Origin of the sequence: Pseudomonas sp. C9-3, from assembly GCF_032392015.1 — a bacterium.
Taxonomy (GTDB): Bacteria; Pseudomonadota; Gammaproteobacteria; order Pseudomonadales; family Pseudomonadaceae; genus Pseudomonas; species Pseudomonas nitroreducens.
The window spans coordinates 1,402,937-1,415,629 of the sequence record NZ_CP135919.1; the positions used below are offsets into that span (position 1 = coordinate 1,402,937).

The following is a 12,693-nucleotide window of genomic DNA, read 5'->3' on the forward strand; positions in this document are numbered from 1 at the left end:
GCTCAATCCGCCCAATGCCACGCCGGGGCATCGAACATGCCCTGGTCGCGGATGCGCGTCTGGCCCAGTTCCTTGTCCAGGTGCAGGCAATTGCACTCGGGGTGTTCCTCCAGCGTGGCAATCAGCCGGCTGGCGTGGGACACAACCCAGACCTGGGTGTGTTTCGACGCCGCGATGATCAACCGTCCCAGCGCGGGCAGCAGGTCCGGGTGCAGGCTGGTTTCCGGCTCGTTGAGCACCATCAGCGACGGCGGCCGTGGAGTGAGCAGGGCGGCGACCAGCAGCAGGTAGCGCAGGGTGCCATCGGAGAGTTCGGCCGCGCTCAGGGGGCGCAGCAGCCCGTGCTGTTTCAGCGCGACGGCGAAGCGCCCGCCAAGCTGGCAATCGATCTGTAGTTCGGCGCCCGGGAAGGCGTCGCTGATGGCGGCTTCCAGGGCATTGGCATCGCCGATTTCCCGAATCGTCTGCAGCGCGGCGGCCAGGTCGCGGCCGTCGTGGTGCAGCACCGGCGTGCGGGTGCCCAGTTGCGGCTGGCGTGCGGGGGCGTCGGCGTCGGTGCGGAAGTGGTCGTAGAAGCGCCAGCCGCGAATCTGGTCGCGTAGCAGCAGTGCTTCGGGGCAGTCGGAACCGCTGCCGATCTGGGTGAACAGGCTGTCGAAGGTTGGAACGTGCTGCTCCAGCACCTGCCAGCTGCGGCCTTCGCGAGCGCGCAGCATGGGTCCGTTGCGTTCCACCAGCTGTGAAGCGGGGCGATACCAGGGGCCGGCCCAGATGCTCTCGTGCTTGATCTCCGGGTCCAGGCCGAAGGCGCTGACCACCGGCGGTGGCGGCAGGCCGAGGGCGATGGCGTAACCGAAGTCCTCGCCGGCGAAGCCCAGGCGCAGGCGCTTCACTTCGTTGCGCGGGCCGCCCTGGACTTCCACTTCACCCGAGCGCATGCGCCGCGAGTGGTTTTCCGGGCCGGCCCAGAAGGTGGATTCCAGTCCGCCTTCGCGCGCCAGGGCATTCACCACGCCTCCCTGGGCGGTCTCGGCGAGCAGGCGCAGGGCACGGTAGAGGTTGGACTTGCCGCTGCCGTTGGCGCCAGTGATCAGGTTCAGCCGGCCCAGCGGCAGCACCAGCGAGTTGATCGAGCGGTAATTGGCGACGGCGAGGGTGTGCAGCATGCGGGCGATCCGGTTCGGGCAAACGCCCGCATGCTAGCAGAAGGGTCTTACGCGGAACGACGCCAGTTCAGTACCAGCTGTGTCAGCAGGCCTGCAACCAATCCCCAGAAGGCGGAACCCACGGAGAACAGGGTGAAACCGGAGGCTGTGACCAGGAAGGTGACCATCGCCGCTTCGCGCTGGCGCGCATCGGCCATGGCGTTGGTCAGGCCATTGGTGATCGAACCAAGCAGCGCCAGCGCGGCGATCGACAGCACCAGCGCCTTGGGCAGCGCGGCGAACAGCGCTGCCAGGGTGGCGCCGAAGATGCCGGCGATGCCGTAGAACAGCCCGCACCAGAGCGCGGCGGTGTAGCGCTTGTGCGGGTTCTCGTGGGCTTCCGGGCCGGTGCAGATCGCCGCGCTGATGGCCGCCAGGTTGATGCCGTGGGAGCCGAAGGGCGCCAGCAGCAGCGAGGCGATGCCGGTAGTGGAGATCAGCGGCGAGGCGGGCACCTGGTAGCCGTCGGCGCGCAGTACGGCAAGGCCGGGCATGTTCTGCGAGGCCATGGCGACGATGAACAGCGGGATGCCGATACTGATGGTGGCGGCCAGGGAGAAGCTCGGCGTCGTCCACACCGGACGGGCGATCTCCAGCTGGAAGTGGCTGAAGTTGAGCAGGCCGAGGAAGCCGGCCAGGGCGACGCCAACCAGCAGCGCGGCGAACACCGCGTAACGTGGCGACAGGCGCTTGGCGACGAGGTAGCTGACGAACATCGCCACCACCAGCGCCGTCTGCTGCTGCGCGGCGTTGCAGATCTCGATGCAGATGCGGAACAGCACGCCGGCCAGCAGCGCCGAGGCCAGCGAGCCGGGCACCTGGCGCATCAGGCGGTCGAAGCTGCCGGTGACGCCGCAGATCGTGATCAGCGCGGCGCAGACAATGAACGCGCCGATGGCCTCGCCATACGGCACGCCGGGCAGGCTGCTGATCAGCAGCGCCGCGCCGGGGGTGGACCAGGCGATGACGATGGGGGTGCGGTAGCGCAGGGTGAGGCCGATGGTGGTCAACGCCATGCCGATGGACAGCGCCCAGATCCACGAAGAAATCTGCGCAGTGGTCAGCCCCGCAGCCTGGCCGGCCTGGAACATCAGCACAAGCGAGCTGGTGTAGCCGGTAAGCATGGCGACGAACCCGGCGACGATGGCAGCGGGGGATGAATCGGCCAGCGGGCGCAAGGGCGTGGCGGCGGGAGTGGTGTCAGTCATGCACGAACTTCCATCAGGTGCGGGTGAACAGCGGGTAGAGCGAGGCTACCAGCAGGGCAGCCATGCCGACATTGAACAGGCGCAGCCGTAGCGGGTCTTCCAGCCAGCGCCGCAGCAGGCTGCCGAGTATGGTCCAGACGCCCACGCTGGGGAGGTTGACCACGGCGAACAGGGTGGCGATCAGCACCACGTTGCCGATCCAGCTGTTGGCCGGCAGGTAGGTGGCGATGGCGCCGACGGCCATCACCCAGGCCTTGGGGTTGACCCACTGGAAGGCGGCGGCCTGGAGAAAGGTCATGGGTCTGGCGGCGTTCTCGCCTTTCGCTTCGGGCGCGCCGGAGCGGGCAATCTTCCATGCCAGGTACAGCAGGTAGGCGCCTCCGGCATAGCGCAGCGCCGTGTAGGTCGCCGGGAAACGCTCGAACAACTGGTGCAGGCCCAGGCCCACGGCGACCACCAGCAGCAGGAAGCCGATGCTGATGCCAAGCATGTGCGGAATGGTACGGCGCACGCCGAAGTTCACGCCCGAGGCCAGCAGCATCATGTTGTTGGGGCCGGGGGTGATGGAGGTGACGAAGGCGAACAGCACGAAGGCGCCGAGGAGTTCGAGGGGCATGGCGGATTACCGGTCTTGTTGTTGGAACAACGGTTGTCTTCTTTTGGTTCATCGTGCCGGGAGTTCTCTCGCCCTAACGCTGGCTGTGCGCCCCGCTCCGAAGGGAGAGGGGACTGTATGGCGCAGGTTGAAACAAAAGTGTCAGCCGGCACGAACAGCTCCCTCTCCCTTCAGGGAGAGGGCGGGGGAGAGGGCAGGCCCCATGCAGAATCTCAATTGGGACCAGCCTAATCCCGCCAGCGCAGAGCTGTCCCATAACAGCCAGTGGCCGAGTGGCCCGTACAGTACGAGCGGCAGTGGCATGCGCGGAAGTGCGCCGGTATGGTGCGGGAGAGCCGTACAACTGATGGAAGTTCGCCACCATGGAACAGAATCCCTACGCCGCCCCCAAGGTGGAACTGGTGGATCAGAGCGCTCCGGGGGCATTCCTCGCCGGGCGCTGGAACCCAGGCCACCTGCGCCTGCTCGGTGGCCTGAGCCTGGCGCTGCTGTTGTGCAACCTGGTGCTGTTCGTCCTGTCCTTCGCGGCAGCACTGCATGAGTCGACCACCTGGCAACGCTACGAACTCTGGATCGGCGTACTCAGCACGGTGCTCGGCTGCTTCCTGCTGTGGCGTACCCGCAATTTTCTCGAGGATCGCTTCAACGCTCGCGGGCTGGGTTGGCCCGTGGGGCTGTCGATCGCCATCGCGCTGGTGATGCAGGTCTACAGCCTGATCTTCGACGAGCAGCTCAGCGGTGAATTCAACGGCGCGCTGATGGGCTTCATGGGCCTGTTCGTGCCCACCGGCATCGTCACCCTCTGGTATGGCATCCGCCTGTTGAAGATCGAACTGCCGTATCCGTCGGTAAAGGTCATGGGCTGGTTGGAGGTCACGTCAGGTGTGTGCCTGCTCAGCGTCCTGCTGTTCCTGCCCGGCACCGCGCTGGCGATGGCCAGCCTGCTGCCGCAGGCGCTGATGTTCCTGCGTGCCGCCCGCGAGCTGGAGGGGGCGGCACGCTAGTCGTCCTGCGTGCGGGCGATAGCCTGGTTCACTGCCAGCCAGCCTTTCACCGCTTCTTCTCCGGCCTCGCCGAAGGCGCGCTGCAGCAAGCGCTCCTGCTCGCGGCGCAGGGCCTTTTCCAGCTTGCCGCCTTCGGCCGTCAGCTCCAGCAGGCGCCGGCGCTTGTCGTTGTCGCAGGCTTCGCTGCGGATCAGTTCGCGCTCGAGCAACTGGCGCAGCGGCACGTTCAGCGCCTGCTTGGTCACGCCCAGGGCGGCCAGCAGCTGGCTGACGCTCAGCCCCGGGTTGCGCGCGATGAAGAACAGGATGCGGTGGTGCACCCGGCTCAGCCCGCGGCGGGCGAGCATCTCGTCGGGTTTCGCGGTGAAGGCCCGGTAGCTGTAGAAGAAGGCCTGGATCGCTTCGAGTTGCAGGGTGTTTTTTGTTAGGTCAGGCATATTGACGTATCCGTCCCGGGCGTCGTAGCTTCGGTCAAGCAGTTTGACTCATTCTTCCGTGCTCCCGCTACCGGTGACCCCCATGGCCTTCTCCGAACGCATCGCCCGACTGAAAAGCTCTCTGATCCGTGAAATCCTCGCCGCGGCGCAGCGCCCGGAGGTGATGTCCTTTGCCGGCGGCCTGCCCGCCGAGCCGATGTTGCCGAAGGTGAACTGGGACGACATGCCGGTGAGCATGGGCCAGTACGGCATGAGCGAAGGGGAGCCGGCGCTGCGCGAGGCCATTGCCGCCGAGGCGCGAGCGTTGGGCGTGCCCTGCGAAGCGAGCCAGGTATTGATCGTCAGCGGTTCGCAGCAGACGCTCGACCTGGCCAGCAAGCTGTTCATCGATCCGGGCACCGAGGTATTGCTCGAAGCGCCGACCTATCTTGCCGCGCTGCAGGCCTTCCAGCTGTTCGGCGCGAACTGCCTGACCGTGCCGCTGGGCGCCGAAGGCCCGGATGTCGCCGCGCTGCGCGAGCGCCTGCAGGCCAGCAAGCCGGCCTTCGCCTACCTGATCCCGACTTTCCAGAACCCGTCCGGCGTGCGCTACAGCGAGCAACGCCGCGATGAGGTGGCTACCGCGCTCGACGAGTTCGGCGTGACCCTGATCGAGGACGAGCCTTACCGCGAGCTGGTGTTCGATGCGGGCGCCGCGACTCCGCTGGTCAGCCGCCTGAAGAAATCCAGCTGGATCTACACCGGTACCGTCTCCAAGACGCTGCTGCCGGGGCTGCGCGTGGGCTTCCTGATCGCCACGCCGGACCTGTTCCCGCACCTGCTGCGCCTGAAGCAGTCCGCCGACCTGCACACCAACCGCGTCGGCCAGTGGCAGGCACTGCAATGGTTCGGCACCGAGGCCTATCGCGGCCACCTGGCCGAGCTGCGCGATTTCTATCGCATTCGCCGCGACGCCATGCAGCGACAGCTGGAAGAACATTTCGCCGAGCTGGCGGAGTGGAATGTGCCCCAGGGCGGCTTGTTCTTCTGGCTCAAGCTCAAGCAGCCGCTGGATACCCGTACATTGCTGGACGCGGCGTTGGCGCAGAACGTGGCCTTCATGCCGGGCGAGCCTTTCTTCACACAACCGGATGCCAATCCCGGCTATTTGCGGCTTAACTTCAGCCACGTGGCGCCAGAACGTGCCGGCGAAGGTTTGCGCCGCCTGGCGACGGTCATCCGCGAAGCCCAGGCCCAATGAGGAGATGAGCATGTACACCGTCTACGGCGATCGACTGTCCGGCAACTGCTATAAGGTCAAGCTGGCCCTGCACCTGCTCGGCCTGCCTTACCAGTGGCGCGAGATCGATATCCTCAAGGGTGAGACGCAGACCGCCGAGTTCCTGGCGATGAACCCCAACGGCAAGGTGCCGGTGCTGCAGCTGGAAGATGGCACCTGCCTGTGGGAGTCCAACGCCATCCTCAACTTCCTCGCCGATGGCAGCGATCTCCTGCCACGTGAACCGCGCCTGCGCACCCAGGTGCTGCAATGGCAGTTCTTCGAGCAATACAGCCATGAGCCCTACGTGGCGGTGGCGCGTTTCATCGAGTTCTACCTGGGCCTGCCCGAAGAGCGCCGCGAGGAATACGCGCGCTGCCAGAAGGGTGGTTACAAGGCGCTGAAGGTGATGGAAAAGCAGCTGCAGCAGACGCCTTACCTGGTGGGTGACCAGTACTCCATCGCTGACATCACCCTGTATGCCTACACCCATGTGGCGCACCAGGGCGGCTTCGATCTGTCGAACTTCCCGGCGATCAATGCCTGGTTGGCGCGGGTGGCGGACCATCCGCGGCACGTGGCGATGCAGGACTGATCACCACGCCCGGCCATTGAAAACGCCGCTTCCTTGTAAGCGGCGTTTTTCGTTGTGCGCCGAGCTTTTTTGTAGGAACGAGCTTGCTCGCGAACAAATTGCCCGGCCACGCTGATGTCGGGCGGTTGGCGAGCAAGCTCGCTCCTACAGGTCGAGTCGCGCCTCGAGACTGAAAACCGGCAATTTGCCATCAGACGAATCCTAAATAACCGCTCTAATCCGCTGATTCCGGCACTTTGAGGTTGACCGGCATCATGGCGGCGTTTTGTCGCCCTCCCTAATCTGGACGGGCTGCCATGCGGGACGTACCGATGTGGCCGGGCGCGAGCGGCAGGCAGTGTCGTCGCCCGGCGTGGGGAGGGGAAAGATGGCCTATCTGGTCTGGCAGGCGGATCTCGACACCGGGATCGGAGTGATCGACGCGCAGCACAAACGCATCGTCGAAATGATCAACCAGCTGCACGAGGCCCAGGCCCATCACGACCGAGCCATGCTCGGCGGCGTGATCGAGGAACTGGTCGACTACACCATCTCGCACTTCGCCTTCGAGGAGACGCTGCTGGAGGATTCCGGCTACCAGTTCACCCGTGCGCACAAGAAGGTCCACGAACTCTTTATCAAGCGCGTTTCCGACTACCGCCAACGCTTCGACGCCGGCGAGGACGTCGCCGAGGAACTCAAGGGCCTGCTCGGACGCTGGCTGTTCAACCATATCCGTAATGACGACGCCAACTACGTGGAGTCGGTGATGGCGAGCATGCACGAGCTGACCCGCGACCAGAGCCACGGTGGCTGGCTGTCGCGCTCGATGAAGCGATTCTTCGGCTGAATTTTCAGTCACTTCGGCGGTGAATGCCGACGCGAATCCCCTTCGGCTGACTATGCTCTGTGCACAACTACAAGCAATGCCACGGGGGTATTCGCGCATGAAGACGCTGTTGAAGTCACTGCTGCTGCTTTCTTTCCTCTCATCCTTCCCATTGTTCGCCGCCCAGTCGACGACCTCGCCAACGGACGACCAGCGCGCCAAGGCGTTGCTGTCCAAGGCGGTGGCGGCCTACAAGCAGGAGGGCGACAAGGCCTTCGCTGCGTTCAGCCGCCAGGGCGAGTTCGTCGACGGGGACCTGTATGTGTTCGTCGTGGACAGCAAGGGCACCATGCTTGCCAGCGGCGGGCCGTCGGTGGTGCTGATCGATCGGGATGTGTCGACCACACTCGATCCCTCGTTGCAGAAGCAGTTTGCGCAGGCGCTGAAATCGCCGGAGACCGGCAAGGTGCAACAGGCTGACTACCGCTGGAAGAACTGGGCGGACGGCAAGGTCGAGCGCAAGCACGTCTATTACCAGCGTGTGGGTGAGCGCTTCCTCGCGGTGGGCTACTACATCCCGCGCGCGTCGGCGCAGCAGGCGGCGGCCATGCTGGACAAGGCGGTGAAGGCCGTTGAGGCCGATCCACAGGACACCTTCAAGAAGATCACCGCGCGCGATCCCGCGTTTATCCAGGACGACCTCTACGTCTTCGTCGTCGACCTGGATACGTCGAAATTCGTCGCCCATGGCTTCAATACGCGCATGGTCGGCACGGACTTCGATTCGCTGAAGGACCCGGGCGGCAACCCGATCGGTCACGCCATGCTGGAACTGGCCAAGTCCAAGGGCGAGGCGGAATTCGATTACCAGTGGCGCAACCCGGTGACCAGCAAGGTGGAGAACAAGCACGCCTTCCTGCGCAAGTCCGGCCACTACCTCGTTGCGGTGGGTTACTACACGCGCTGATTGCAGCGATTCACAGGCACAAAAAAACCGGCCCGAGGGCCGGTTTTTTCATGGCAGCGGCTGTCAGCGGATCAGGCTGAGGAACTCGCTGCGGGTGGCGGCGTTCTCGCGGAACTCGCCGAGCATCACCGAGGTGACCATGGAGGAGTTCTGCTTCTCCACGCCGCGCATCATCATGCACATGTGCTTGGCCTCGATCACCACGGCCACGCCCAGCGCGCCGGTGACCTGCTGGACCGCCTCGGCGATCTGCCGCGACATGTTTTCCTGGATCTGCAGGCGGCGGGCGTACATGTCGACGATACGTGCCACCTTGGACAGCCCCAGCACCTTGCCGTTGGGGATGTAGGCCACGTGGGCCTTGCCAATGAACGGCAGCAGGTGGTGTTCGCACAGCGAGTAGAGCTCGATGTCCTTGACCAGCACCATCTCGCTGTTGTCGGAGCTGAACAGGGCGCCGTTGACGATCTCCTCCAGCGTCTGCTGGTAGCCGCGGCAAAGGTACTGCATGGCTTTGGCGGCGCGCTTGGGCGTGTCCACCAGGCCTTCGCGGGTGACGTCCTCACCGAGCTGGCTGAGGATCGCGGAGTAGTTTTGTTCCAGGGACATGATCTACCTGTGGCAATGACAAAAATAAAAACCGTGGCGCAGGGTAGGGCGCTCAGCCTTGGCTGGCAAGGCCCGAGCGCCGGTTGGCGCGTTATGGCAGGCGGATTGTCGCCGGGCGCTGGTGCAAGCCGGGCGCGGGCCTTTTACTCGTCGCGGCCTTCGAGCATGTTGCGGCGCAGCATCACGTAGATGGCGCCGGTACCGCCGTGGCGCGGCAGGCAGGAGGTGAAGCCGAGTACCTGCGGGTGCTGGCGCAGCCAGGTGTTCACATGGCTCTTTACCATCGGGCTGCGGCCGTCGACGCGCGCCGCCTTGCCGTGGGTAACGCGGACGCAGCGGATCTCGAAGCGCGTGGCTTCGGCGATGAAGTCCCAGAGGGTTTCGCGGGCGGTTTCGATCTTCATGCCGTGCAGGTCGAGGCTGCCTTCGAAGCTGATCTGGCCGGCCTTGAGCTTGCGTATCTGGCCTTCCTGGACGCCGTCGCGGGCCCAGTAGAGTTCGTCCTCGGGGCCGACGTCGATGACGAACTGGTCGGAGAGACCGTCCACCCGGATGTTCTCGGTGCGTACGGTCGCGTTCTGTCGCAGCTCCTTGAGCTGCTTGCGGTCGGCCTTGGGTTTACCGGTGTCGGCCTGGTCCACGGTGATCCGCCTGACGCCGCGCATTTCGCTGGCGAATTGGGAAAAATCGTCGTCTTGCATGCGCACCTCCTCAAACAGCCGCGCAGTCTAACGGATCGCGCCGGTCCTGCGGAAATGCGCCGTGCGGGGATCAGTCGCGGCGCTTCATCAGCCGGGGCGACAGGCTCAGGCCTTCACGGCCACGGGCGCGGCGGCGCGCGGCGCGCCAGAATGTGACGCCCAGCCACAGACAGAACAGTCCGATTACCAGCAGCACGGCGCCGGCTCCCGGTTCGATGTGCAGAACGCCCACCGCGGGCTGGCGGCGGAGCAGGGCGGCGACGCCGGCCATGGCGGACAGGATGCCGAAGGTGGCGATTACCGCGGCGATCGCGGCAGCGAAGCGCCAGCGCCAGCGACCCGGACGCTTCGGGCGCAGGCTGGGTGGATCGAATTTATCGGTCATCTTCATCCCGACTTCCTCATCTATTGAACGAGGCTATGACCGGTGGGGAGGGGAGGGGTTCCAACCCCAGGGTCGGGAAGCGCGGCGAACCCGCTGGATGAGCGGGTTCGCGGGCTATCGCGCCTAAGCTGAGCCTAACCCCGGGTGCTTGTCGTTGCCGCCCGTCGGGACGAATGGCTTCAGACCAGAGCCTGGGCTTGCGCGACCACGGCGGCGAAGTTGTCGCCCAGGGCGGCGATTTCGGCGCGGTGCAGGTCCCGCGCGGCGAGCACGCCGCCTTCGGGGGTGGGAATGTCGCGGGTGGCGCAGGCGGCATCCACCAGGGTGCAACGGTAGCCGTAGTCCTTGGCGGCGCGGACGGTGGTGCTGATGCTGGAGTGGGTCATGAACCCGCAGACGATCAGGTCCAGGCGGCCGCCGGCCTGCAGGCGGTCATGCAGGTCGGTGCCGGCGAAGGCGTTGGGCAGGCGCTTGTCCACCACCACCTCGCCCGGCAGCGGCGCCAGTTCGGGCAGGAAGCGGCCGCGCGGGCCCTGCGGGTCGAGGAGGCCGCCGACCACGCCCAGGTGGTGCACGTGGACAATGGGGGTGCCCATGGCCCGGGCCGTCTCCAGCAGCAGGCGAATCTGCGCCACCGCGGCATCCAGGTCAGGCAGGGCCAGTACGCCGCTGCGGTACTCCTCCTGGGCATCGATGATCAACAGAGTGCTCTGGCGCAGGGTGGCCGGCGGATATCCGCGCCCACTGATCTGCAGCATGCTGAGCGGAAGGGACATGTCACGACTCCTGTAAATGCATGTTCACTCATTGTGGGCCGTAACGCGTCCGCTGTGAATCTTTGCGAACTCGCGCCAAAGTGGTAATGGCATTCTTTTACGGAACGGGCTGGAAAGCCCCCGGAGTGCCCGCGTTCCGCTAGAATGCGTCCCTTTTTGCGAGCTGCGAGGACTGCTGCCGTGACCGAATCTCGTTTGCTGACCCTGCGTGACCACATCCGCTGGGCCGTCAGCCGCTTCCACGCCGAGGAACTGTTCTTTGGCCACGGTACCGACAACGCCTGGGATGAAGCCCGCCAACTGGTGCTGGGCGCGCTCCATCTGCCCTGGGAAATGGCCGACGCCTACCTGGATTGTCGCCTCGAGGACGAGGAGCGCGAATACCTGATGCACCTGCTGCGCCGACGCATCGAGGAGCGTGTGCCGACTGCCTACCTGTTGGGCGAAGCCTGGTTCTGTGGCATGCCCTTCGTGGTGGACGAGCGCGTACTGGTGCCGCGCTCGCCCATCGCGGAACTCATCGAACGTCGCTTCGAGCCCTGGCTGGCGGCCGACCCTGCACGAATCCTCGACCTGTGCACCGGCTCGGGCTGCATCGGTATCGCCTGCGCCAGCGCCTTCCCGGAATCCGAAGTGGTGCTGGGCGACCTGTCGTTCGACGCCCTGGAAGTGGCCAATATCAACATCGAGCGCCACGAGCTGGGCGAGCGCGTCTACACCGTGCAGGGTGACGGCTTCGAAGGCCTGCCGGGCCAGCGTTTCGACCTGATCGTGTCGAACCCTCCCTATGTCGACGCCGAAGACTTCGCCGACATGCCCGCCGAGTACCACCACGAGCCGGAGCTGGGCCTGGCCTGCGGCAACGACGGCCTGGACCTGGTACGGCGCATGCTAGCCGAGGCGGCGGACCACCTGACCGAGCGCGGCACATTGGTGGTGGAGGTGGGCAACAGCCAGGTGCACGTGGCGGCGCTCTACCCGGAAGTGGACTTCACCTGGCTCGACTTCGAGTACGGCGGCCACGGGGTATTCCTGCTCTCGGCGCAGCAATGCCGCGAGCATCAGGAGCTGTTCAGGGCGCGGGTAAAGGCCTGATCCACTCCAAGGGTGGGCTGAATCTGTAGGAGCGAGCTTGCTCGCGAACGGATTTACCGGTTGGTCCGGCGCCTGGCCGGTTCGCGAGCAGGCTCGCTCCTACAAAAGAATGCTTCGGTGTGGGGCTCAGCCCATCGCGGAGGTCGGCTTTGGGTAGGAGCGGACTTCGTCCGCGATTGCCCACCGGCTGCGCCGATCGGTCGGCGGCGTGTGCACGCTAGTGCGTGGCAATCCAGATCAGCAATCCCGCCTGGAACACGGCGAACACCGTCAGGCAGGCGATGGTGAAGCGCAGGCTGGTGTCGTCGCGGCGGAAGGTCTCGATGCGCTGCTCCAGCCGGCGGATCTCGTTGGACTGGGTGGCGAGGTTCTGGTCAGCCTGTTCCAGCATGGAACCGGCTTCCAGCAGCGGGACTATCTGCACCTTGTCCTTGTGCCAGTCGTCGTACAGCTCGCTGACCCGGCCGACGCTGTAGCGCGCCTTCAGCAGCCGCGAATCCTCGTAGATCACGTCGAAGCCCTGGGCGCGCAGGAAGTGGTCCCGGCGCTGCCGGGCCTCTTCGTTGGGGGCGTCCTTCATCGCCAGCGCGCCACCCTCGACACGGTAGTGCGACCACTTCTTTTTCGCCCAGGCCACTCCCTGGGCCAGCAGGAATCGCCCCAGTCCGCGGTTCAGCGGTTCGGTGGTGAAGCCCGAGTCGGCGCCGAAGCGCACTTCCTTGCTGCGGTGGTCCGCCCAGACCTCCAACAGGTTCACTTCCTTGCGCAGCACCTGGCCGGGCACCTGTACGGTCAGCCGCAGCAGGCTCTGCTCGCCGTTGTGGCGTTCCACCCGGCCCAGTTGCACGAAGCGCAGCGGTCGCGCGCCAGTGGTGCGGTCGGTGGGCAGCGGCGCCAGGCGCAGCAGGCGATAGTGTTCCGGCGCCAGGTCCGCCCAGGGATGCGGGCGGGCGGCGGCGCTCTCGTCGGCGGCGACGGCAGTCTGTTCGGCTTCGGTCATGGGGTCTACCTCGGGGCCTGGCGGGCGTG

General features: G+C 65.6%; 15 protein-coding genes. 6 read left to right on the top strand and 9 right to left on the bottom strand.

Annotated features, from left to right (window positions below):
• Nucleotides 1-2: 2 nt before the first annotated feature.
• The 3 genes from RS899_RS06150 to RS899_RS06160 are packed head-to-tail and all read right to left on the bottom strand — an operon-like array spanning nt 3 to nt 3,029.
• The gene (locus tag RS899_RS06150; RefSeq protein ID WP_315809361.1) at nt 3-1,166 is read right to left on the bottom strand and encodes an AAA family ATPase; all 1,164 of its coding nucleotides are present in this window, start codon (nt 1,164-1,166) and stop codon (nt 3-5) included.
• 47 nt (nt 1,167-1,213) lie between these two features.
• Entirely contained in the window at nt 1,214-2,413 is a 1,200-nt protein-coding gene (locus tag RS899_RS06155) for a benzoate/H(+) symporter BenE family transporter (protein ID WP_315809362.1), read from the bottom strand.
• Nucleotides 2,414-2,426: 13 nt separating this feature from the next.
• Nucleotides 2,427-3,029 (bottom strand): LysE family translocator, encoded by a 603-nt coding sequence (locus tag RS899_RS06160; protein ID WP_024765413.1) that lies wholly within the window; start codon nt 3,027-3,029, stop codon nt 2,427-2,429.
• 362 nt (nt 3,030-3,391) lie between these two features.
• Between RS899_RS06160 and RS899_RS06165 the strand changes: the two genes are divergently transcribed.
• Nucleotides 3,392-4,033, top strand: a complete 642-nt coding sequence (locus tag RS899_RS06165) for a hypothetical protein (RefSeq protein ID WP_315809363.1) — start codon at nt 3,392-3,394, stop codon at nt 4,031-4,033.
• On the opposite strand, the gene RS899_RS06170 is transcribed toward RS899_RS06165, so the two are convergent.
• Entirely contained in the window at nt 4,030-4,470 is a 441-nt protein-coding gene (locus RS899_RS06170) for a MarR family transcriptional regulator (RefSeq protein WP_315809364.1), read from the bottom strand. The two genes, RS899_RS06165 and RS899_RS06170, sit on opposite strands and share 4 nt — an antisense overlap.
• Before the next feature lie 82 nt (nt 4,471-4,552).
• On the opposite strand from RS899_RS06170, the gene RS899_RS06175 reads away from it, so the two are divergent.
• From RS899_RS06175 to RS899_RS06190, 4 genes are all read left to right on the top strand, one after another.
• Complete coding sequence (locus RS899_RS06175) at nt 4,553-5,710, top strand: PLP-dependent aminotransferase family protein (RefSeq protein WP_315809365.1); 1,158 nt, start codon at nt 4,553-4,555, stop codon at nt 5,708-5,710.
• 10 nt (nt 5,711-5,720) lie between these two features.
• Nucleotides 5,721-6,323, top strand: a complete 603-nt coding sequence (locus RS899_RS06180; protein WP_196912576.1) for a glutathione S-transferase family protein — start codon at nt 5,721-5,723, stop codon at nt 6,321-6,323.
• A gap of 367 nt (nt 6,324-6,690) precedes the next feature.
• Nucleotides 6,691-7,152: a bacteriohemerythrin gene (locus tag RS899_RS06185; RefSeq protein ID WP_054908446.1), complete on the top strand. Its 462-nt coding sequence runs from the start codon at nt 6,691-6,693 to the stop codon at nt 7,150-7,152.
• Between the two features lie 97 nt (nt 7,153-7,249).
• Nucleotides 7,250-8,098 carry a cache domain-containing protein gene (locus RS899_RS06190; protein WP_315809366.1) on the top strand — a complete coding sequence of 283 codons (849 nt, stop codon included), beginning with the start codon at nt 7,250-7,252 and terminating at the stop codon, nt 8,096-8,098.
• Between the two features lie 63 nt (nt 8,099-8,161).
• Here RS899_RS06190 and folE read toward each other — a convergent pair whose 3' ends face one another.
• From folE to RS899_RS06210, 4 genes are all read right to left on the bottom strand, one after another.
• The gene (gene folE, locus RS899_RS06195; RefSeq protein ID WP_024765420.1) at nt 8,162-8,707 is read right to left on the bottom strand and encodes a GTP cyclohydrolase I FolE; all 546 of its coding nucleotides are present in this window, start codon (nt 8,705-8,707) and stop codon (nt 8,162-8,164) included.
• 143 nt (nt 8,708-8,850) lie between these two features.
• Nucleotides 8,851-9,408 (bottom strand): Smr/MutS family protein, encoded by a 558-nt coding sequence (locus RS899_RS06200; RefSeq protein ID WP_054908448.1) that lies wholly within the window; start codon nt 9,406-9,408, stop codon nt 8,851-8,853.
• 70 nt (nt 9,409-9,478) lie between these two features.
• Nucleotides 9,479-9,799 (bottom strand): hypothetical protein, encoded by a 321-nt coding sequence (locus tag RS899_RS06205; protein ID WP_045208670.1) that lies wholly within the window; start codon nt 9,797-9,799, stop codon nt 9,479-9,481.
• Between the two features lie 173 nt (nt 9,800-9,972).
• Nucleotides 9,973-10,569, bottom strand: coding sequence for a cysteine hydrolase family protein (locus tag RS899_RS06210; protein ID WP_024765423.1), 597 nt, complete (start codon nt 10,567-10,569; stop codon nt 9,973-9,975).
• A gap of 180 nt (nt 10,570-10,749) precedes the next feature.
• Here RS899_RS06210 and prmB point away from each other — a divergent pair, with 180 nt between their 5' ends.
• A complete protein-coding gene (prmB, locus tag RS899_RS06215) occupies nt 10,750-11,664 on the top strand; it encodes a 50S ribosomal protein L3 N(5)-glutamine methyltransferase (protein ID WP_024765424.1) in 915 nt (304 codons plus the stop codon).
• A gap of 217 nt (nt 11,665-11,881) precedes the next feature.
• Here the strand turns inward: prmB and RS899_RS06220 are convergent, their stop codons facing one another.
• Nucleotides 11,882-12,664 (bottom strand): hypothetical protein, encoded by a 783-nt coding sequence (locus RS899_RS06220; RefSeq protein WP_054908450.1) that lies wholly within the window; start codon nt 12,662-12,664, stop codon nt 11,882-11,884.
• Nucleotides 12,665-12,693 lie beyond the last annotated feature (29 nt).